The organism is Faecalibacterium duncaniae (genome assembly GCF_010509575.1).
In the GTDB taxonomy this organism is placed as follows: domain Bacteria; phylum Bacillota; class Clostridia; order Oscillospirales; family Ruminococcaceae; genus Faecalibacterium; species Faecalibacterium duncaniae.
This window is the reverse complement of record NZ_CP048437.1, coordinates 719,693-740,029: the sequence shown is the minus strand read 5'-3', so window position 1 is coordinate 740,029 and position 20,337 is coordinate 719,693. Positions and strand designations below refer to the sequence as shown.

Annotated in this window: 17 protein-coding genes and 2 pseudogenes; 1 reads left to right on the top strand and 18 read right to left on the bottom strand. The window is 53.0% G+C overall.

The features are described 5' to 3' along the window. Positions 1–198: 198 nt before the first annotated feature. On the top strand, positions 199–516 hold the full coding sequence (locus tag GXM22_RS03500; RefSeq protein ID WP_035394914.1) for a helix-turn-helix transcriptional regulator: 318 nt from the start codon (positions 199–201) through the stop codon (positions 514–516). Between the two features lie 126 nt (positions 517–642). Here GXM22_RS03500 and GXM22_RS03495 read toward each other — a convergent pair whose 3' ends face one another. The 18 genes and pseudogenes from GXM22_RS03495 to GXM22_RS03410 form a co-directional block, all read right to left on the bottom strand. Further along, positions 643–1,353 carry a response regulator gene (locus GXM22_RS03495; RefSeq protein WP_005935712.1) on the bottom strand — a complete coding sequence of 237 codons (711 nt, stop codon included), beginning with the start codon at positions 1,351–1,353 and terminating at the stop codon, positions 643–645. Beyond that, the gene (locus GXM22_RS03490; protein WP_005935716.1) at positions 1,346–3,229 is read right to left on the bottom strand and encodes an ATP-binding protein; all 1,884 of its coding nucleotides are present in this window, start codon (positions 3,227–3,229) and stop codon (positions 1,346–1,348) included. Before GXM22_RS03490 ends, GXM22_RS03495 begins: the two co-directional genes overlap by 8 nt. Before the next feature lie 279 nt (positions 3,230–3,508). Then, positions 3,509–4,156 (bottom strand): potassium channel family protein, encoded by a 648-nt coding sequence (locus GXM22_RS03485; protein ID WP_005935722.1) that lies wholly within the window; start codon positions 4,154–4,156, stop codon positions 3,509–3,511. An 11-nt stretch (positions 4,157–4,167) separates the two neighbouring features. Beyond that, positions 4,168–5,505, bottom strand: a complete 1,338-nt coding sequence (locus GXM22_RS03480) for a TrkH family potassium uptake protein (protein ID WP_005935725.1) — start codon at positions 5,503–5,505, stop codon at positions 4,168–4,170. A 169-nt stretch (positions 5,506–5,674) separates the two neighbouring features. Beyond that, a pseudogene (locus tag GXM22_RS15190) lies at positions 5,675–5,758 on the bottom strand (DUF6061 family protein); the annotation flags it as partial. A gap of 1 nt (position 5,759) precedes the next feature. Next, positions 5,760–7,013: an ABC transporter permease subunit gene (locus tag GXM22_RS03475; RefSeq protein WP_005935729.1), complete on the bottom strand. Its 1,254-nt coding sequence runs from the start codon at positions 7,011–7,013 to the stop codon at positions 5,760–5,762. Then, positions 7,010–7,891, bottom strand: a complete 882-nt coding sequence (locus GXM22_RS03470; protein WP_005935731.1) for an ABC transporter ATP-binding protein — start codon at positions 7,889–7,891, stop codon at positions 7,010–7,012. Before GXM22_RS03470 ends, GXM22_RS03475 begins: the two co-directional genes overlap by 4 nt. 12 nt (positions 7,892–7,903) lie before the next feature. Then, positions 7,904–8,635, bottom strand: a complete 732-nt coding sequence (locus GXM22_RS03465) for a hypothetical protein (protein ID WP_005935733.1) — start codon at positions 8,633–8,635, stop codon at positions 7,904–7,906. After that, on the bottom strand, positions 8,632–9,174 hold the full coding sequence (locus GXM22_RS03460; protein ID WP_005935735.1) for an RNA polymerase sigma factor: 543 nt from the start codon (positions 9,172–9,174) through the stop codon (positions 8,632–8,634). Before GXM22_RS03460 ends, GXM22_RS03465 begins: the two co-directional genes overlap by 4 nt. A 372-nt stretch (positions 9,175–9,546) precedes the next feature. Then, positions 9,547–10,479, bottom strand: a complete 933-nt coding sequence (locus GXM22_RS03455) for a M14 family metallopeptidase (RefSeq protein WP_005935739.1) — start codon at positions 10,477–10,479, stop codon at positions 9,547–9,549. Further along, a complete protein-coding gene (locus GXM22_RS03450) occupies positions 10,476–11,270 on the bottom strand; it encodes an ABC transporter ATP-binding protein (RefSeq protein WP_005935741.1) in 795 nt (264 codons plus the stop codon). The genes GXM22_RS03455 and GXM22_RS03450 overlap by 4 nt, the downstream gene beginning before the upstream one ends. Next, the gene (locus GXM22_RS03445) at positions 11,263–12,096 is read right to left on the bottom strand and encodes an ABC transporter ATP-binding protein (protein ID WP_005935743.1); all 834 of its coding nucleotides are present in this window, start codon (positions 12,094–12,096) and stop codon (positions 11,263–11,265) included. The genes GXM22_RS03450 and GXM22_RS03445 overlap by 8 nt, the downstream gene beginning before the upstream one ends. Beyond that, positions 12,093–12,917 carry a nickel/cobalt ABC transporter permease gene (opp1C, locus tag GXM22_RS03440; protein ID WP_005935744.1) on the bottom strand — a complete coding sequence of 275 codons (825 nt, stop codon included), beginning with the start codon at positions 12,915–12,917 and terminating at the stop codon, positions 12,093–12,095. The genes GXM22_RS03445 and opp1C overlap by 4 nt, the downstream gene beginning before the upstream one ends. 2 nt (positions 12,918–12,919) lie before the next feature. Continuing rightward, positions 12,920–13,876, bottom strand: a complete 957-nt coding sequence (gene opp1B, locus GXM22_RS03435) for a nickel/cobalt ABC transporter permease (protein ID WP_335341490.1) — start codon at positions 13,874–13,876, stop codon at positions 12,920–12,922. A gap of 42 nt (positions 13,877–13,918) precedes the next feature. Continuing rightward, on the bottom strand, positions 13,919–15,544 hold the full coding sequence (gene nikA / locus GXM22_RS03430; RefSeq protein ID WP_082210804.1) for a nickel ABC transporter substrate-binding protein: 1,626 nt from the start codon (positions 15,542–15,544) through the stop codon (positions 13,919–13,921). A 166-nt stretch (positions 15,545–15,710) separates the two neighbouring features. After that, complete coding sequence (locus tag GXM22_RS03425; protein WP_005935754.1) at positions 15,711–16,613, bottom strand: LysR family transcriptional regulator; 903 nt, start codon at positions 16,611–16,613, stop codon at positions 15,711–15,713. A gap of 161 nt (positions 16,614–16,774) precedes the next feature. Further along, positions 16,775–18,476: pseudogene (locus GXM22_RS15445) on the bottom strand (recombinase family protein). Positions 18,477–18,606: 130 nt separating this feature from the next. Continuing rightward, complete coding sequence (locus GXM22_RS03410) at positions 18,607–20,334, bottom strand: ABC transporter ATP-binding protein (protein ID WP_005935763.1); 1,728 nt, start codon at positions 20,332–20,334, stop codon at positions 18,607–18,609. Positions 20,335–20,337: the final 3 nt, after the last annotated feature.

Here is a 20,337-nt window from a genome sequence, read left to right as displayed (position 1 = left end):
CAACGAGATTATTTTTAATAGAAATGCCGACAGACAGGCGGTCGTGTCGGAACGGCCGGGTCGATTTTTCTTACTTTTGTCAGCTCTTACAAAAGCAGCGAGAAAATTTTGTGCATCATCACATTGCACAGTTTCTTTTTTCTTGTTGTGCCATTATTATACTATCTGCCAGTAGTTTCGTAAATGCAAAAATGCGACTTGTTATATCTCAATCTGTCTTTCATAGAGCAGCATTACAGCGAAGATATTTCCATCGAGGATATCTCCTCCTTCTGCGGACTGAACCGCAGCTATTTCAGTAAGGTGTTCCGAGATACCATGGGCGAAAGCCCACAGGGGTTCCTGCTGCACTACCGCATGGCACGGGCGGCACAGCTGCTGACTGAAAGCCGCCTGCCCATCAGCACCATCAGCACCATGGTCAGCTATCCCAATCAGCTTCACTTTTCCCGCGCTTTCAAAAATGTATATGGCATCAGCCCACGGGACTATCGTGCAAAGCATCTTGCACTATAAAAATTGGTCTCCTTCTCCACTGTACATCTTTCGTTTTTCTGACATATAACAACACCCCATTTGTCTGACCGAATACTGTCGGACAAATGGGGTGTTGTTCATTCAGGGGCGCACCCTGTTTTTTTACTATGATTCATCATTTTCCACGCGCAGCATCCGGTATCCTACACCAACATGAGTCTGGATCAGATGCGGCGCATCCGGGCATCGTTCCAATTTTTTGCGCAGGGATGCCATGTAAACTCGCAAGGATGCAATGTCATTTTCCTGCGTACTGCCCCATACTTTCTGCGTGATGGAGGTATGCGTCAGCACTTTGCCCACATTATGCGCCAGCACACACAGCAGTTTGTACTCGATGGGAGTCAAATGCAATTCATTCTCGCTCAGCCAGACGCAGCCTGCCGAGAAGTCGATCTTCAAAGGACCATTGACAAAAACCGGACTATTTATGCCGTCAGAAGCCAGCAGATTCAATCGGCGCTGCGTTACACGCAGTCTTGCCAGCAGCTCATCCACGGAAAACGGCTTTGTCAGATAATCGTCTGCGCCATTGTCCAGTGCCTCGATCTTATCAGAATCCTCGCTCCGGGCACTCAGGACGATGATGGGCAGGTTCGACCATGTGCGGACGCTGCGGATGACCTCGATGCCGTCTATATCGGGCAGTCCAAGATCCAGCAGCATGATGTCCGGATTGTGGCTGGTAGTCATCATGATTGCCGTTTCCCCATTGGAAGCAGTCAGATATTTATAGCCGTGGGTCTTCAGGGTCGTTGTGATCAGACACCGTACAGGAACATCATCCTCTACGACCAGAATGGTCGGCTTATTCATGAATGTTCACCTCGCTTTGCGGCAATGCAAAGGAAAAGACACTGCCATTGGGAATGTTGTCACGCAGGGTCAATGTTCCGCCGTGAGCCGTCAAGATTGCACGGCAGAGGGGCAAGCCCAGTCCAAGGCTGCGGTGGCTGTCTGCGATGCGGCTCTGCCCGGTATAAAACATCTCGAACACCTGTGCTTTTGCGCGATCCGGAATGCCGGGACCGTTATCTGCAACTTCCACTACGACCTGATGGTCTTTCCGGTAAGCCGAGATCTGAATGACCGAGCCCACGGGGGTGTATTTGATGGCGTTATCCACCAGATTGACAACGACCTGCATGATCAGCCGTGCATCCACATTGACCAGGAGGATCTCGTCCCCATACTGTGTTGTGATGGTGTGTTCACAGCTTTTCCGGTTGACATGATGCAGTGCTTCTTCGATCATCTCATCCATCAGCTGCGGTGAGATCTGCAGATTCATCCGCCCATCCTCAATGCGGGTGATGGAAAGCAGATTTTCCACCAGACCGATCAGCCATTGTGCATCGTCAAAAATATCGGTGCAGATCTTGTTCCGGGTCTCTGTATCCAGCGTTTCTCCGTTGGAAAGCAGATTGCTGGCATTGCCGGAAATGGAGGTCAGCGGGGTGCGCAGATCATGGGAGATCGTGCGCAGCAGGTTTGCCCGCAGCTCTTCATTCCTTGCCTGCAATGCAGCTTGCTCTTTTTCCAGCGCATTTCTGCGGTTTTCGATGGCCAGCGCACCTTCACCCAGAATGGAAAGCATCACGCTGTTTTCAAAGGCATCCAGCGGTTTTTCGGACAGATCGATCCCAACCACTCCAAACACGCCGCCTCCGGTCCGAAGTGCAAGATAAAGCCCCTTTGCGTCCGGGTAGCTATCCGTGCCTGCACCGGAACGCTTTTTGTTTGCAAATGTCCAATTTGCTGCATCACGTTCTTCCGGTGCAGAAAAGATGTTGCGCGGCACTTCCCCACCAATCCCAAAAACCTGTTCTGACCCAAGATCTCCGTTTTGTTCCGGGTAAACGATCAGGCTCCGGTTCAGCAGCTTCATCAACTGGGACGCTGTCTGAGAGAGGATTTCTTCCTCGCTTTTTGCTCTCTGTAAAAGCTGATTTGTGTCAAACAGTATTTTTGTACGGAACGCTGCCTGCGCAGACATTTTTGCATGGTCTTTCAGCCGTGTCGTCAACGTACAGGTAATGATTGCAGAGGTCAGCATCAGGGCAAATGTAACCTGATAACCGGGATCATACGCATGGAATGTCAGGCGCGGTTCCGTCAAGAAAAAATTGTATAGCGCAACACTGGCAATGGAGCCCAGCACACCGCAGGTGTAACCGCTGGTACACAATGCGGTGAACAACACCCCCAGCATATAGAACGTAATAATATTATAGCGCGCAAAGTCCAGTTGTAAAAAAAGGAAGCCGATGAGCGTGATGCAGCTCAAAATGCCTGCGGTGACCAGTAAATCGCGGACAGAAGGCAGAAACGGACGGATGAACAGCTTTCTTCCTGAACCGTAGCCGTTCTCTGCAGAAGCATCCGGGATGATGTAAATATCCAGATTAGGCGCAGTCATCGTCAATTTTTCAGTCAGTGACGGTCCACTCCAGAAATGGCGGCGATGTACGCTGGAGCGCCCCAGCACGATTTTTGTAATGCCGGAGATGCGGGCAAACTCTGCGATCTGCTGCGGAATGTCATCCCCGTAGATCGTAGAAATGTCGGCACCTGCCTGCTCTGCCATACGAATGTGCTGCTGCAAACGCCGACAATCTTCTTTTCCCATCTGATCCGAATCCGGAGTCCGGACATACAGAGCTGTAAAGGTTCCACCAAACGCCTTTGCCATCGTTGCTGCCGTCCGCACGATCTTTGCATTGGAGGGAGAGGACGACAGACACGCCAGAATATGTTCAGTGGGTGGGTCGTTCTGATTCATAAAGATCACCTGCCTTGCCCACAGTATAGCACAATTTGATGGTCACGACCACCAGCCACGTCTTTTTCCTTCTTGTCGAAGGATCTCCTTCCGCATGTGATCCAGCGCACCTGCTGCCCGGAAACCACTCAACATGACTCCAAGAACCATCAATAACAAAGCGACATCCATACGATCCGTCCTATCTTTTTAGAGCCGGAAACACTTCTGGATCGATGCGTATTTTCCCAAAACCAGCATACTTTCATCCCGGCACAGCTGCGTATCCGGCGTGATGTTCATATCGAGCTTTCCGTCTTTTTTCAGCGCAAGAATATTGATGTTATACTTTTTTCGGATATTGATCTCACCGATCGTACGATCCATCCATTCCGGCGGAATGGTCACTTCCATGATGGCGTGGTCGTCCTGCAGCTCGATATAATCCAGAATGTGTTCGGAGCTATATCGGATCGCTGCCCACTTTGCCAGCTGCTTTTCCGGATAGACCACTTCATCCGCACCGTTGCGCAGCAGAAACTTGGCTTGTACATCCCGCTCTGCACGCGAGACCACTAGCTTTGCGCCCAGCTCCTTGAGCAGTGATGTTGTTTCCAGTGAGCTTTGAAAATTGCCGCCGATGGTTACGATACACACATCAAAATTGCCGATGCCAAGGGAGCGCAGAAAGTATTCGCTGGTGCTGTCACCGATCTGTGCATTCGTCACATAGGAAAGCACGGCATTCACACGGTCTTCGTTGCTGTCGATCGCCATGACCTGATGACCCAGCTCATTCAGTTCCTGCGCAATATGGCGGCCAAAACGGCCAAGCCCGATCAAAAGAATCGATTTCATACCTGTCTCCTTTATCCGATTGCGATCTTCTCCTGCGGCAGACGAGAGTGAGCAGGGCTGCTGCCAAATGCCGCATAGATCAGCGTCAATCCGCCAACACGTCCCAAAAACATCAGTGCGATCAGCACCCCCTGCGAAAGGACCCCCAACTGCGGCGTGATGCCCAATGTCAGACCTACCGTTGCCACAGCCGAAGCAGTCTCATACAGACAGACCGACATCGGCAGCTGCTCTGCCGTAGCAATGACAAAGGCTCCGAGGAAGAACAGCGTCAAATACATTCCTGCGATCGTAGCAGCATTCTTGACCGCGGAACCATCTATGCGCCGCCCGAAAAATTCGGCATCTTCTCTGCGGCGGAAGGTCGCCCACATATTGGCCAGCAGAACGGCAAATGTTGTGGTTTTCATGCCGCCTGCCGTAGAGCCGGGCGAACCGCCCAACAGCATCAGAACCACCATCAATGCCTGTGAAGTGCTGCCCATCGCAGCAAGATCAGCGGTGTTAAAACCAGCAGTACGGGGTGTGACGGATTGGAACATCGACAATAAAATGCGCTGCCGGGCAGAGCCTGCCGTGAACTCGAAACAATAAAAGTACAGTGCCGGCAGTACCAGAAGAAATGCCGTTGTGACAAGGATCACCTTGCTCTGCATCCGATAACGGTGAAAATCAAGGCGATATGTACAAATGTCCTCCCATGTCAGAAAGCCAAGGCCGCCAAAGACGATCAGGGCCGCGATCACTGTGGTAAGCAATGGATTACCTGCATACCGTGTCAGCGAAACAAATTTTGCCCCCTCTGTTCCCAGCAGGTCAAAGCCGGCATTGCAGAACGCCGAAATGGAATGAAACAGTGCATACCAGATCCCGCGCAGTCCATAATCAGCGCAGAACGTCGGCAGCAGCAGTGCAGCACCGACCAATTCAAACAGGGCGGTGATCCGCAGAATAAAGCCTGTCAGCCGCACGATGCCGCCCATCTGCGGGGCAGCCGTAGCTTCCTGCATCGTGCTGCGCTGCTTGAGGGAGATCTTTCGCCCGGAAAGCAGCGCAAAGGAAGCACCCACCGTAATGACGCCCAATCCTCCGATCTGGATCAGAAGAAGGATCACGCTCTGCCCGAATGCCGACCAGTAGCTGCCGGTATCCTGTACCACAAGTCCGGTCACACAAAGGGCAGAGGTGGAAGTAAACAGCGCCTCATGGAACGGTGTAACGCACCGCTGCTGTGCAGCGATCGGGAGCATCAGAAGCAATGCGCCCACCAGATCAACTGCCGCAAAACCTGCAATAATGACCTGAAAAGAAGAAAAACGGTGCTGCCTGTAACGAGGATATTGAATCATAAAAGCTCCTTTACCTATCCGTGTGCATAAAGATTAGCATGGAATAAATAAAAGAGCCGTAAAGAAAATTGTAGAAGTATAAAGATTCCATTAAAATTGGTCGATCAACACCAAATAACAAATGCTGGACATCACCAGCGCAAAAAAAGCGGTAATGTCCAGCATTCATTCAGATTTCTAACCCATGGCTCCCAGCTACATTTTTCAAATATTCCTCCGGGTCACCATTCAGAATCAAGTCCGCATAGCCCAGCTTAAGCCACCTTGGTCTTTCGCAGATACCCCCATGCTGCCAATCCAACGAGCAGAACGATCTTGATCGGTGCCGATGCCAGCAGTACATCTGCCTGAAAGAAGGCATGCCCGCCTGCATAGAGAAAATCAAAGCTGATCATTTTATACAGCAATGCATTGGAAAGCCCAATGCCCCCTGCCGGAATCAGGGTGGACAGCCATTCTCCAAAGGAGCCCGGCACGACCATATAAACAATCAGCGGTGCCACCACACTGATCAGCGCCACAGACAAAGCGGTCAGGTTGTTCTTGGCCCATACGGATGCCATCAGCACAAAGGCCACCTCCGCAAAGAAGATCAGGAAGTTTGCCACCAGCATGACCCACTCCATCTGGCCAACGGTATACGGCAGCAGGCTGGTCACAGAAAACAGCCATTGCACGGAAGTTTGGGTACTTTCCCAGCCAAATAGAGCATTCGTGACCAAGATCCACACCACGCCGCAGAGCAGATACGCCGCCCCTGTGATACTAAACGCCGCCGCTAGCTTTGCCGCTGCTAACCGCAGACCGCCGTTTTTTGTGCACAGTTGGATGTCCTGCGCCCCGGTCTGTGCATCCGATGCAAACACCGGGGCCGCAATCACCGCGCACAGCAGGGTGAGCAGCAAACTCAACAGGGTCTGGTAATCCATTGCATCTGAACTGACCCCAAATGAATAGGTGAACGGTTTTTGTACAGCATCGAACTTTTTCTGTGCAATGGCCTGCGCCTGCTCATAGCCGGGCTTTCCGCTTTGTTCCAGCCAGATCACCGATTCCAGCCGTTTGGGGAGCTGGCTGTAAAAGTTCTGCATATCCTCTGCGGTCAGCCCCATCACGCCCGGTGCCATGCCGGTTTTCGGGTCGGCAAAGGCTTCCTTTGCGTTGTTCACAAGAGGCTGATACCGGGCAAGTTCTTTATAAAATACCTCGACCGGAATATCGTTGATGGAGCTTGCATCATACTGCCGGTACACCCGCTGATAGGCTTCCAGTGCTTCCTGCATGACATCCGGCGTGATGGTACCGGATACCTGCTGCTCCTGCCGTTTCCGGATTGCTTTCAGACCCGTGTAACGCACTTTGTTTCCGTTGGCATCCAGTTCCGTCCAGCCGATAAAGGTCACCGGCAGATATGCCATGACCACAGCCAGCACCAACGCAATGGCCAGCAGAATAGCTGTCATACGGGTTTTGCACACACGTTTCAATTCCAAACGATACAGGTTCATTTTGCTTCCTCCATTTCCTCCGGGAACAGCCACAGATACAGATCTTCCAGCCGGGGCTGTGCCGGGACGCTGTCCGGCAGCTGCGGTGCATCCGCCAGATACCGCAATGTTACCGTTCCGTCCGGCTCGTTGCGCAGGTTCACTACCCGCAGCCGGTATTCCCACCGGGCAAGCTGTTCCATCGGGATGTTCCCCTGCCAGACCTTGGCTTCAATCTGCTTTACCAGCCCTTCGGTGGTGTCCTGTGCAATGATTTTGCCAGCTTTCATCACGGCATTTTCAGCTGCAATGTATTCCACATCCGAAACGATATGCGTTGAAATGAGAACGATCCGTTCCTGCGCAAACTCCGACAGCAGATTGCGGAAGCGCACCCGTTCTCCGGGGTCCAGCCCTGCCGTGGGCTCATCTAGAATTAAAATTTCCGGGTCGTTGAGCAGTGCCTGTGCGATACCAACTCGGCGCTTCATACCGCCGGAAAGCTTTATGATCTTTTTGCGGCGCACCTCAGTGAGGCTTACCCGCTCCAGCAGTGCGTCGATCTGCCGGGCAGCCTCTGTGCGCGGCAGACCCTTGAGCGCCGCCATATATTCCAGATAGTCCTGCACCGTGAATTCCGGGTAAAACCCGAATTCCTGCGGCAGATACCCCAGCTTTTCCCGGTAGGCCGCACCAAGCGTTCCAACCTCCACCCCATCGCACAAAATCCGGCCACTGCTGGGCCGCAGAATGCCCGCCAGCATCCGCATTAAGGTTGTTTTGCCTGCACCATTCGCCCCCAGCAGTCCCCACACACCCGGCGTGAGAGTGATGGACACATCATCCACCGCCGTTTTATCCCGGTATCGCTTTGTAATATTCTGAATTTTCAGTTCCATGACTTATTCCTTTCAAGCTTCTGCAATATATTCTGACCGGGCGGCAAGCTGGATGCACTGCAACACCATGCAGAGCACCAGCACACCCGCCGCCAGCGGCAGACCTTTCGGCAGTTCCGATAATTGCACGAACCGCAGCAAACACAGCTGCCCTGCAAACAGTGGTACAGCCCCGGTCATCATCCATTCCGGGTGCACCCAGCGCAGCAGCAGAAGCAGCTCATTGTTTGCGGTCAGAAATGGCACGGTCAGCACCGCCAGCAGTTGCCCGATGCTCCATGGCGCGGCTGCCCGCACATTGAGTACCAGCACTCCCAGCAGGATTGTTTCCCCCGCCAGCAGCAGCAAAAACCGCATCACCAGCGGATGACCGACTCCTGCATATGTGGCATGTTCCAGTTCAAGCATCTTATATTGACTTGCCCGGTATAAAAACGGCAGACCGAGCAGGGCTGTCAGCATGGCAAGTGTGCTCAGACCAAACAGTGCATTGCGTAATGTCCATGCCTTCTCCCACAGGGCAAGTTCCCGACCCACACTGTACAACGCCAGTGCCGCCATTGCTTCCAGCGCCCAGACCTTCCAGCCCAGCAATTTGAACTGGCAGTGCAGCAAATCACACCAATCACTCCGTTGTTTTACGACATGTTCCGCCCGGCAGCGGCGCAGCAGCGTTTCCGGGACAGCTGTGTCCGGCTCTGCCGCAAGTGCTCTGGACAGTTCTTTTTCAAAGGCTCGGTTCATCTCCAGTCCTCCTTTTCCAATTGCATTTTCAAGGTTTTCAATGCGGCACGCAGGCGGGACTGTACCGTGCGCAGGGGCAGACCTGTGATCTCCGCGATCTCCCGCAATTTAAGCTGTTGTGCGAACCGCAGCAATACCAGTTCCCGCTGTTCCGGCTCCAGCTGGGCCGTCAGCGCTCGCAGGTTTGCTTTCTCCTCTGCCGCAGCAAAGCCGCTTTCCTGATAGGCGGGTTCGCCCGGCAAGCTCTCCAGCGATACCTCCGTCCGCTCCATCGTACGGTTCAGATCGATGCAAATGTTTTTTGCGATTTTGTACAGAAAGGGACGGAATGCCCCCTGAAATCCACCACAGGAATCCAGCCAGCGCACCGCTTTCAAAAAGGTTTCCTGTGCTGCATCCTGCGCCTGCTGCTCGTCCGCTGTATGCCAACGGCAATAGTTCAGAATTTGTGGATAGTACGCTGTAATCAGAGTGTCCAGCGCACCCGTATCTCCGCTCTGCGCTTTCCGCAGCAATAATTCTGTCTGGATACGGTTCACCCCCCTTCCTGTCTATTAAAACGTCCCATATCATCAAAATGATTTCTGTTTTTTCAAAAATTTCAAATAATTGCCTTTATTATGTTCTTATAGCTTTATTATAATAAAGAGCCTTGTGCTTTTCCTTGTCAAGAGGGCTGGCACCGTCCAGCCCTCTCTCTCTTTTTGCCAAAGTTTTCATTGTTTTTTCTTGCACACTGCCGAAAGTGGCGTGTTCCCAAAAGTTCGCGTTTGCGCAGCGCAGCAGTGCAATTCTCAACAACTTGTTTGCGATATGCAATTCACGGTTGTTGCCAACAAATCAAATTGTGAATTGCGATGGCAGGGTGCGTCCTATTCAGGGGCGCACCCTGTTTTTGTTTTTATGGAAACTCATGCTGTTCCGTATGCAACGAGCGGGTCATTTCTGCGAACGCCCAATGCAGTGGTCTCATACAAAACCCGCCCTGCAAATCTTGCACGGACCTCGCAGTTCTGCGTCCCATCGGAGCTTTTCCACCTGCCCAGCAGTGCATCCTTTAATACTTCCTGCCCAGCACAGACTTGCGGAAACCAGTATCCATCTGCCGGTGCTTCTTCGTAGACGGCTTTTGCAATCTCTGTTTGCGGAACGGCATCGAACTCTCCTTTTCTTATTCCAAGATGGTTCATCAGACGGAGTACATCCTCGCAATCTGCTTCCACCTCTTCGGGAGTCCAGCGGCCATTTCCGCCCCGCTCCAACAGCAAAGCAGGGATTCCTTTTTGTGCTGCCCAGCTGTACAATCCATTTCGGGCCGTTGAACAGACCCGCATGGAAACAGAAAGAGCCTGTGCCGCCCTGCGGGTCTCCTGCTCCACTTTTTGCCCGGCTCCACAGGGAAAGAATACCAACGGGGCCAGTTCTTCATTCCAGTCTCCGCCGTGAAGGTCCAGAAGAAAATCCGCTTCCGGGTAAAGGAGTTTTTCGATCGTCCATGCCATCCGCTGTGTTTCCGTTCCATCCTCCTTGCCGGGAAATTCCCGGTTCAGATTCCTGCCATCTGCCGGATTCAGTTGTTTTACCCCTGCAAAAAATCCTTTGGAATTGACCAGCGGCAGCAAAATGACCTGTCCAAAAAGAGTAGCACAGTCCAGCATTTCCACTAATTTTTGCAGAGCCAGAATGCCGACGTACTCACAGCCATGCACCCCAGCTGTGACCACCAGCGTCTTTCCGGGGTGCGCCCCGCACAGCAGCCATGCTTCCAGCGGTACACCGCCAGGAACAGGCAGTTTCACCTGTCGTTTTTCACCGGGGGCGATCTCAAAGCCGCACAGTGTCATGCCGATTCCTCCGTATCAAAGACGACAATAGATTCCAGCAGTTTACGGGCATACTCGTCCTTCGTTTCACTGATGCGCTCTACCGGCAGGTTCTCTGTTACCCGGCCCTGATACAGGAACAACACATCATCACAAAGATAGGTAATGGAAGTCAGGTCATGGGTGATAAAGATGTACGTCAAGCCAAGGCGATCTTTCAGTTCCCGCAGCAAGTCCATGACCTGTACCTGCGTGTGTGCATCCAGCGAGGAAATCGCTTCGTCAAACAGAATGATTTCCGGCTTGCAGGCCACTGCGCGGGCGATGCAGACACGCTGCAGCTGTCCGCCGGAAAGCTCATGGGGAAACCGGTCTGCAAAATCGGCAGGCAGGCCGACCAACTCCAGCAATCGGCTCGTTTCGGCTTTCCGATCCAGTTTTTTGCCCTCTCTGCGTTCCTGTACGGTCAGCCCTTCCCCAATAATATCCCGGATGCGGAACCGGGGATTTGCGGAGGTTGTGTAATCCTGAAACACGATACTGAGTTTGTTTTGCAGATTTCGTCGTCCGGCACGGGAAGCGTAGACCGAAACGCCATCCAGAACGGCTTCACCGCTGTCTGGTTTGAGCAGTCCGCAGAGCACACGGCCCATCGTGGATTTGCCGGAGCCGCTTTCCCCCAGAATACCGAGACAGGTGCCCTCTTTTACGGTAAGTGACACATCAAACAACACCTGCTGCCGGGTATGACCAAAAATTTTATCCTGCCGCTCACTGCGGAAGCTTACATTAATATTTTTGAGTTCAAGCATGGGCAGTCTCCTTTTTGCCATTCAAAACAGCGGTGTACCTGCGCATAACATCCGCGCGCTTCTCCACCAGCAGTTTCGTATAGGGGTCTTGTGCATGATGCAGGATATGCTGGAAATCGCCGCGGTCCACCACTGCTCCGTGATTCAGCACCACGATACGGTCTGCCACGCGAGAAATGGCATTCAGGTCATGTGAAATAAAGATTATGGCCGTGTTATGATTTTCTTTGATATGCAGAAGTTCGTTCAGAATCTCATACTGGGTGATGGCATCGATCGCCGTGGTAGGTTCGTCTGCAATCAGAAGAGCTGGTTTCATGGCCGTTGCAATGCCGATCATGATGCGCTGGAGCATACCGCCGGAAAGCTGATGCGGATATTTTTCCAGCACTTCCTCCGGGTTTCGGATGCGCATTTTTTCCAGCAGTTCCAGTGAGCGGATATGGATTTCCTCTGCTGTCCAGTTATTATGCGCCGAAAACGTCTCAGCGATCTGCTGTCCAATGCGGTACAGCGGATCAAAGCAGGTCATCGGGTTCTGAAGAATGATGCCCACCTTTCCGCCGCGCAGACGGCGCAGTTCCTCAGCACTCTTACCCAAAAGTTCTTCCCCCTGAAACTGTGCGCTGCCCTTGACATGGAAGCTGTGGTCTAGCAGGCCCATCGCCGCTTTCATCGACATTGACTTGCCGGAACCACTTTCCCCCAGAATGCCGAGGCACTCGCCGGGAGCAACTGCGAAGGACACCCCGCGCACCAATTCGATTTCCTTATGGTGGCTCTGCAAAGAAACGTGCAGATCGTTCAATTCAAAAACAGGGTTCATTTCTGCACCTCCTTGGGGTCCAGCACATCGCGCAGGGCGTCGCCCATCAGGTTGAACACACAGACCAGCACCACAATGGCGATACCGGGAGCGATCATCTGCACTGGGTTCGACGTCATCACATTTTTTGCCTCATTGAGCATTGCGCCCCATTCCGGCGTGGGGGCCTGTACGCCCAGTCCCAAGAACGACAGCGTGGAAATATTGATGATTGCCCAGCCCACATCCAGCGAAGCCAGAACCACCAGGTCGGAAGTGATGGAGGGCAGCAGATGACGGAACAGGATGAACCGCTCCGGCATTCCTACGCAGCGGGAAAACTGGACAAAGTTGCGGTCGCGGTACTGCATTACGCCCGTGCGGATCATGCGGGCATACCACGCCCACTTGATGAAAACATTTGCAATGATGACGTTCTGGACGCTGACACCCAGCAGTGCCACCACAGCGAACACCATGATCTGGCTGGGAAAAGAGAGCATCACATCCACCACACGCATGATAACTTCTTCTACAATGCCCCGGAAATAACCCGCCATGATGCCAAGGATTGCACCCAGACTGATGGTGCCGAACATGGTCAGCAGGGCAAGGCCGAGGGTAGGACGGATGCCATAGATCATGCGGGAAAGGACACAGCGGCCAAGCTGGTCGGTGCCCAGCGGATATTGCAGGCTGTAGGATGCAAATTTGTTCAGGATATTGGTCTCATAGGGGTCGTTGGGCGCAATGACAGGAGCCAGAATGCCTACAAGACCCACCAGCAATACAAATACAACGGTAAACACTGCCGTGCGGTTGCGGAAGAATCGTTCTTTCATGGTCAGTCCTCCTTGCGCAGACGGGGATCGGAGACGGTCTGCAAAATATCAAACAGCAGATTGAACAGGACAAACAGTACCCCGATCAGCAAAACATAGGTCTGGATGACCGGGTAATCCCGATTGAAGATGGAACTGATGCAGAGCGTACCAAGTCCCGGCCACGAAAAAACATTTTCGACCACGATGGTGCCGGAGATCAGCTGCGGGATGCTCATGCCCATCGCCACGATGCAGGTGTGCATGGAGTTTTTCAGAATGTGCTTGACCAGAATCGACTTCTGTGGCAGCCCGCGCACATTGGCGTAAAGCACATAGTCCTGTTTCATGTTTTCCAGCATATTGTTGCGGATCAGACGGATATACGTCGAAATATAGCTCAATGCCACCGTGAAGGACGGCAAGATCAGATGCCGCCATGTTCCGTTACCGTTGGTGGGAAGCCAGTTCAATTGAACGCCAATGCCCCACATCAGCAGCAGACCCACCCAGTAGGCAGGCATGGCAGTCGTTACAAAGACCAGTCCGCGCATAATTTTGTCAAACCAGCCGCCCTTATAAACTGCACAGAGGAAGCCGATGGGGATACTGAGCACCGCCACGATGACAAAAGAAGTTCCTGCCAGCTGGAGGGTCGCAGGCAGGCAGCGCAGCAGCTCGCCCGCCACGGTGCGTTTCGGGTTGACATAGCTGATACCAAAGTCACCGTGGAGACAGCCCAGCACCCAGTCAAAATAACGGACAAAGAAGGGTTTATTCAGACCAAGCTGCTCTTCCATCGCAGCAATGATCTCCTCCGTGATCACGGGGGTCTGCTGGATGCGCAGTGCGACCTCCGCCGGGTTGGAGGGAATCAGATTGATAAAGCAGAAGCAGACGAACGAAATGGCCAGCAGCAGCGGAATCGCCATCAACAGCCTGCGTACAACATAGCGTTTCATGGGCAGTCCTTTCTTCAAGAAAAGCCGCTCCATACCCGAAGCGGCTTTTCCTGTCAATTCTTATTCAAAATACATATCCGCAAAGGGCACATCATACTGGTCGGTGCCAAAGTGGACACCGTGCAGAGCAGAGGTGTACAGAGCCTTGTTGCACTCATAGGTCAGCGGCAGATACATTGCGTCCTCGTGCAGGTTGGTCAGAACCGACTTATACAGCTCCTGACGCTCGGCATCGTCCGTAGAGGTCAGGATCTTGGTAATGGCTTCGTCAATTTCCGCCTTGTCCTCAAGACCCTGCTGAGCGGCATAGTCGCCATAGACCGGGGCACGCATTGCAGCCAGCGAAGACTGCGGGTCATACGGCATACCCCAGCAGATATTGAACACCATATCGAAGTTGCCAGCCTTCATGTTATCGCGGTAGGACTGCTCTTCCTCACCGTGAATGGTCATGGAAATGCCAAGCTTGAGGTACTCGCTCTGGAGATACTCGGCGATGGTCTTTTCCGTCACGCTGTCACTGTTGTAGAGCAGGTCGAGTGCAAGCTGCTTGCCATTCTTGGCGCGCATCTTGTCGCTGCCAAGGACCCATCCAGCTTCGTCAAGGAGCTGCGCCGCAGTCTCCGTGCTGTACTCATACGGCTTCAGGCCGACATTGCAGTAGGGAACCGTGGTGGCGTAAAGCGTATCCGCAGGCTGCTCCAGACCGTAGAAGATGCCATCAGAGATGGTCTGACGGTCGGTAGCGTGCTGCAATGCCTTACGAACCGCCGGGTCGCCCAGAATCTCATGGGTGGTGTTCATAACGATATGGCGGGTAGAGGTGGGGTCAGACAGACCGACCGTGAATCTGTCGCTGTCCAGATACTGGCTGATCGCATCGGCATCGATCATGTTCTTGCCGAAAATCAGGTCGATCTCGCCGGATTCCAGAGCCATAATACGGGTCTGGTTGTCGGGAATGACCTTGACCGTGATCTTGCGGATGGCCGGCGCTTCGCCCCAGTAATTCTCGTTCCGCTCAAACACGGCGTATTCATCGGTCACGAAATCCGTCAGCACATAGGGGCCGGTGCCAATGTGGCCATTGACGCCATCCTTCGTGCTGCCGTTGATCATGCAGTTGGGGGAGATCATGGCAAAGGGACGGATGCAGCCCAGCTCCGTCAGCATGGGGTAGTAAGGCTCACTCATCTCAATGACGAAAGTGTTTTCATCGGGAGCCGACACGCCCACCAGCAGGTTCATCATCTCCAGCCAAGTGTGGCGTTCGCGGTTTTCCAGAATGGCGTTGAAGTTGGCAAGAATGGCATTGGCATCGCACTTTTCGCCATCCGAGAACAGAACATTGGGACGAATGTGGAAGGTGTAGGTACAGCCATCCTCGCTGATGTCCCAGCTTTCCGCCAGACAGCCTTCATAGCCATCTGCCGTAATGCTGACCAATGTATCGTAGAGGATGCTCTGGGCATACATTTCGCCTGCATACAGATGCGGGTTCAGATCACGAATATCACGATAGTTGACAAAGATCAGCTCATCGCGGACCTCCCCGGATGCCGCAGCGGAAGCAGATGCAGCGCTGGACGAAGCAGTAGACGAAGAGCTGGAGCCGCAGGCAGCCAGCACGCCGGTGCAGCAGACACCTGCCATCAGCAGGCAGAAGTTTCTGCGAGAGATTTTCATAGTGTGTTTCCTCCTGTGGTATCAAAAAACATCAGTTATAACGAAAAAGGAGCCCCACGCTTGCTGCGCGGCGCTCCCATAGGATACCACAGTTTGTCCTGCCTGACCAGTGATGAAATCGGCATGGTTTTCCATAACAAATCGTTATGGAAAATCAAGCCTTTTCTCAGAGCAACTTTTTGAAATTTTCGATAAACCATTGTGCTGCTTCACTTAGTTCATCACCTTCTGGTCGAACGATTCCAATCAGCAAAAATGGCTCACATCCGTTGATTTTCAGATTCTTAATGTCATAGTGTTTATACGGCTGGTGCATAAAATTGATGCCAAGGCTGCACAGGTCGGTCTGCATCAGCGCATTGATGGTCATGTGGTCGCTATTCGAGTAAATGGAATAATTCAAATCTTTGGTGCTGATAGCACCCAATGAGACCCGGTCCAGATGATGCTCCATAGAAAAGTAGTCCCGTACCGCCCCGATGAAGCGCAAGCTGGACAGCTCCGAGAAATCCACGCAGTCTCTCTCGTAATATGGGTGATTGGGTCCCACATAGACACAAGCCTCTTTTACATCGAGCGGTTCAAATTCCAAATTCTTATGTCCAAGGATATGCCGAAACGCCGCCAGTTGACGCTGTGCAATATAGACGATGCCGATTTCCGTCTGCCCGCTGGCCACCCAGTTGCTGACCTCTTCGACACTGCCCTCCTGATGCTCGACAATGTACTCTCTGCCCCAGTGCCGATAAAAATCCACCAGAAGATTCGTGATCATATTGCTGGGGTAAGTTGCCAACGTAAATTTTTTGCCATTGTGGTGCGTCGCCATCGAGCTGATCAGAGAAGCGTGTTTCAGAATGACTTTTGCATAATCGCGCACCGTTTCCCCATAGGGCGTGATTCGCAGCCCTCGGCTGCTCCGCTCCACCAGTTTTCGCCCCAGCTCTTTTTCCAGCGAGGAGATCACCTTGCTGACATTGGGCTGCGATGTATAAAGGCATTCTGCCGCTTGGCTGAAGCTGCCTTTTTCACATACAACGGTAAAATACTCTAGCTGTTTAAGTTCCATCTTCTTTCGCGATCTCCTGAATCCGGTCAAATATACCGCAGTTAGTTTTAGCTTACCTAGTATAGCATTCTTTCCAGTGCAGTGCAAGATTAAAATCACCGTTACGCAACCTAAAAAACGGAGCACCTTATAAAAGGTCTCCGTTTTGGGTGTTTATTGATTTATCTTATGATTTTAGTCCATGACCTCCAGCTACATTTTTCGATGGAAGCAAGGGATTCATTTTGTTTTCCAAAGAAAACAAAAAATCCGAACCCTTCTCCTATCGGAAAAAAGTTCGGATTTTGTTGTTGTGGTGCACCTCGCGCACTCATATCCGAACTTTTCTCCGCTTTCACGGCTTCCCCAAAAGCGACCGTTTCCGTACCTTCCTTATAATTAAAGGTAATGAGAACCTTATCATCGTAGAGATAGATGGCATTGATGAAGGTATCCACCAGTGCCTGCCGCTGCTCCGGCTGGGTCATATCCAGCTTGCGGAAGCGAAGCAGCCAAAACCGGACGAACTCTTCTTTCATCTTCGGCTTGGCCAGCCGTTCCTCTGCAATGCGGGCTTGCAGTTCCTTCCTCTGCTCTTCCAGCGCTTCCAGCCGCTCCTTGGTGGAGCTGGTCAGAATGCCCATCTGGATAGCGTTCAGCATATTGGTGATGCCGACTCCCGTTTCCTTCAACTGCTTTTCATAGATGGGCAAATCCGTGCTTTCCTGATTTTGCAATTCCATGACTTTGGCAATGATGGCATTCATGGAAGCGTCATCTTCCACCAGCTTCATGGTCTCGTTGACCACCAGATCTTCCAGCCACTGTTTCCGCACGGCCTTTTTATCGCAGGTCTTTTTCTTCTTGGCGGCGGCACACTTGTAATAGGTATACATTTTCCCGGTGTGGCTGACACCGCTTTCTCCGAACATCAGCGCTCCGCACTTGCCGCAGTACAGCTTAGTGGTGAGCAGATAGCTTTCCTCTGCCTTATGACGGGCAGGGGCCTTTTTATTTTTCGCCAGCTTTTCCTGCACCTTATTGAACAGGTTCGCGTTTGCGCAGCGAAACGGAGCAATGAAAGCCCCAGTGGGGCTTTTAAGCGACAGAACGGTCTTGCGTAGCAAGATGGAGGGGCCTTGCCCCGACAAGTTCACCTGATACCAATGCCGGGATTGCATTGGGCTGTACCACATCCCGCAAACGCAATTCGCCGATGTACCGGCGATTACTCAGCATCCGCTGAATCGTATTGTAGGACATCTCTCCGCCCATTGAATTTTTGATGTTGTGTGCCTTTAACCAATCCCGCAGGTCAGTCATGGTCGCACCGTCCGCATACTTCTGGAACGTCTGCTCCACATACGGAGCCAGCAGCGGGTCGGGCTGGTAATGCCGGGTCTCATCGATCATGTATCCGAACGGAATCGTGCCACCATTATAAATGCCCTTGAGAGCGTTCTCGGTCATGCCGCGCACGACCTTTTCAGACAGGTCAGCGGAGTAGTATTCGGCGTAGCCCTCCAGCACCGACTCCAGAATAATACCCTCCGGGCCAGCCGAAATGACTTCCGTTGCCGATACCAGTTTCACGCCGTTTCGCTTCAGCTGAGTCTTGTACCGGGCACTGTCGTAGCGGTTTCGGGCAAAGCGGTCAAGCTTCCAGACCAGCACAATGTCAAACAGCTTCTTGTCGCTGTCCTTAATCATCTGCTGGAACTCCGGGCGGTTATCCGTCTTGGCAGAGATGGCACGGTCAATGTAGTGCTTGACGATGGTGATGCCGTTCTTTTCGGCATAAGCCGTACATTCCCGGATTTGACCTTCGATGGATTCTTCGCGCTGGTTATCCGATGAATAGCGGGCATAGATCACGGCGGTCATGGCAGGCACCTCCCATTTATACATCATTGAACGATGGAGCGTTCTTTCAAAATAGTGTTTCGTATAATGTATATACCACAGTTTTTAACTGAATGCAAGACTTTTTCCCAAATAAAAGCCGCCCTCATTCTCAGATCGTCCAGTTCTGGCTTGCCGACTGCAGATCCACCATGTGGGTGTACAGTCCCTTCCGGGCGTACAGCTCTGCCGGGCTGCCCTGCTCGGCCACGATGCCACCCGACAGCACCACCACCTGATCCGCACCGGCTACGGTGCGCATCCGGTGGGCGATGATGAGGACGGTCTTGTTTTTTATGAGCCGGGATAGTGCCTCCTGAATGGCAGTTTCGTTTTCCACATCCAAGCTGGCGGTGGCCTCGTCCAGCAGGATGATAGGCGCATCCTTCAGAAAAGCACGGGCGATGGAAATGCGCTGACGCTCGCCGCCGGAAAGAGCGCAGCCATTCTCGCCGATGTTGGTGTTCCACTTGTCCGGCAGCTTTTCGGCAAATTCCTCGCAGTTTGCCAGCTTTGCCGCCGCCAGAACCTCCTCGTCGGTGGCCCCCTTGCGCCCCAGACGGATGTTTTCGAGGATCGTGTTGTCAAACAGGGTCACATCCTGAAAGACGATGGAATACAGGCTCATGAGCTTTTCCGGGTCGATTTGGGAAACCTCCATGCCGCCCACGGTGATGCTGCCCTTCTGGTAATCCCAGAACCGTGCTGCCAGCCGGGAAACAGTGGTCTTGCCGCCGCCGGAGGGGCCCACCAGTGCCGTGACCTCGCCCTGCTTTGCGGTAAAGGAAACATCCCGCAGAACCGTCTCGCCAGAGTTATAGGCAAAGCCCACATGGTCGAACACGATATCGCAGCCCTGATTGGTCAGCTGCTCGCTGCCGGTCTGCAGGGAAGCGTCCAGAATCTCATTCATCCGCCCCACATTGGTACGCATGGCGATGACCGCCGCCAGATTCTGCAAAGCCCCCTGCATGGGGTCGTACATCCGGGATGCCGCCATCAGGAACAGAAACAGGGTCAGTACGTCGATACTGCCCTGCACCAGCAGCACCGAACCGGTGAGCGCCACCGACGCAATACCCAGCTTGAGCACCATGCCGGCGGAGGACACAAACAGCGCTGTTTCCAGCTCTGCCACAATAGACTGCTTTTCCACTGCCCGAATTTTGTCGGAAAGGCCGGACAGATACCGCTGCTCCGCATTGCTGGCTTTCAGGTCCCGGAGGGTCTCGATGTACTCCTGAATGCCGTCCGCACAGGCCATTTTCGCCGCCATGGTCCTGGCCTGCACCTTATCCTGTACCCGATAGCTGCCCACCACGATGGCAACCGATACTGGAATGACCCACAGAGCCGCCAGTGCCATCCGCCACTCAAAGGCAAATAGGCTCAGGGCAATGAGTACCGTGGAGATGAGGGAGCCGAACAGACCTGGGATGAAGTGGGAGCAGTCCTTTTCCAGTACCTCGCAGTCTGCCATGATGGTGCTGGTCAGGTCGGCAAGGTCTCGCTTGCCGAAAAAGGACAGAGGCAGCTTCCGCAGCCGCTCCGCAAGGGTCAGGCGGCGGGTGCCGCTCTCTTTATAAGTGGTAAAATAGGTGCCGTTGTACTGGAACCATGTGGTCAGCAAAATCAGCACAAAGCAGGCAACGCATCCCAGCAGATAAAAGGTGTTTCTCCCGCTCGTAGAGCCTGCCAGCAGGTCCTTTACCAGAAGATACAACAGCCCGGTGGGCAGCATGAACGCCATGTTCTGGAACGCACAGGCCAGAACGCCCTTTACAAGCCCCTTTGCGCCCTCCGGGGAGCTGGCTGTGGCGTGTTGAATTTTTTCGATCATTCC

Coding starts and splice junctions, on each gene's coding strand:
- GXM22_RS03495 (WP_005935712.1), bottom strand. CDS start 1,353: ATGAATAAGCCGACCATTCTGGTCGTAGAGGATGATGTTCCTGTACGG.
- GXM22_RS03490 (WP_005935716.1), bottom strand. CDS start 3,229: ATGGCAAAGGCGTTTGGTGGAACCTTTACAGCTCTGTATGTCCGGACT.
- GXM22_RS03485 (WP_005935722.1), bottom strand. CDS start 4,156: ATGAAATCGATTCTTTTGATCGGGCTTGGCCGTTTTGGCCGCCATATT.
- GXM22_RS03480 (WP_005935725.1), bottom strand. CDS start 5,505: ATGATTCAATATCCTCGTTACAGGCAGCACCGTTTTTCTTCTTTTCAG.
- GXM22_RS03475 (WP_005935729.1), bottom strand. CDS start 7,013: ATGAACCTGTATCGTTTGGAATTGAAACGTGTGTGCAAAACCCGTATG.
- GXM22_RS03470 (WP_005935731.1), bottom strand. CDS start 7,891: ATGGAACTGAAAATTCAGAATATTACAAAGCGATACCGGGATAAAACG.
- GXM22_RS03465 (WP_005935733.1), bottom strand. CDS start 8,635: ATGAACCGAGCCTTTGAAAAAGAACTGTCCAGAGCACTTGCGGCAGAG.
- GXM22_RS03455 (WP_005935739.1), bottom strand. CDS start 10,479: ATGACACTGTGCGGCTTTGAGATCGCCCCCGGTGAAAAACGACAGGTG.
- GXM22_RS03450 (WP_005935741.1), bottom strand. CDS start 11,270: ATGCTTGAACTCAAAAATATTAATGTAAGCTTCCGCAGTGAGCGGCAG.
- GXM22_RS03445 (WP_005935743.1), bottom strand. CDS start 12,096: ATGAACCCTGTTTTTGAATTGAACGATCTGCACGTTTCTTTGCAGAGC.
- opp1C (WP_005935744.1), bottom strand. CDS start 12,917: ATGAAAGAACGATTCTTCCGCAACCGCACGGCAGTGTTTACCGTTGTA.
- nikA (WP_082210804.1), bottom strand. CDS start 15,544: ATGAAAATCTCTCGCAGAAACTTCTGCCTGCTGATGGCAGGTGTCTGC.
- GXM22_RS03425 (WP_005935754.1), bottom strand. CDS start 16,613: ATGGAACTTAAACAGCTAGAGTATTTTACCGTTGTATGTGAAAAAGGC.
- GXM22_RS03410 (WP_005935763.1), bottom strand. CDS start 20,334: ATGATCGAAAAAATTCAACACGCCACAGCCAGCTCCCCGGAGGGCGCA.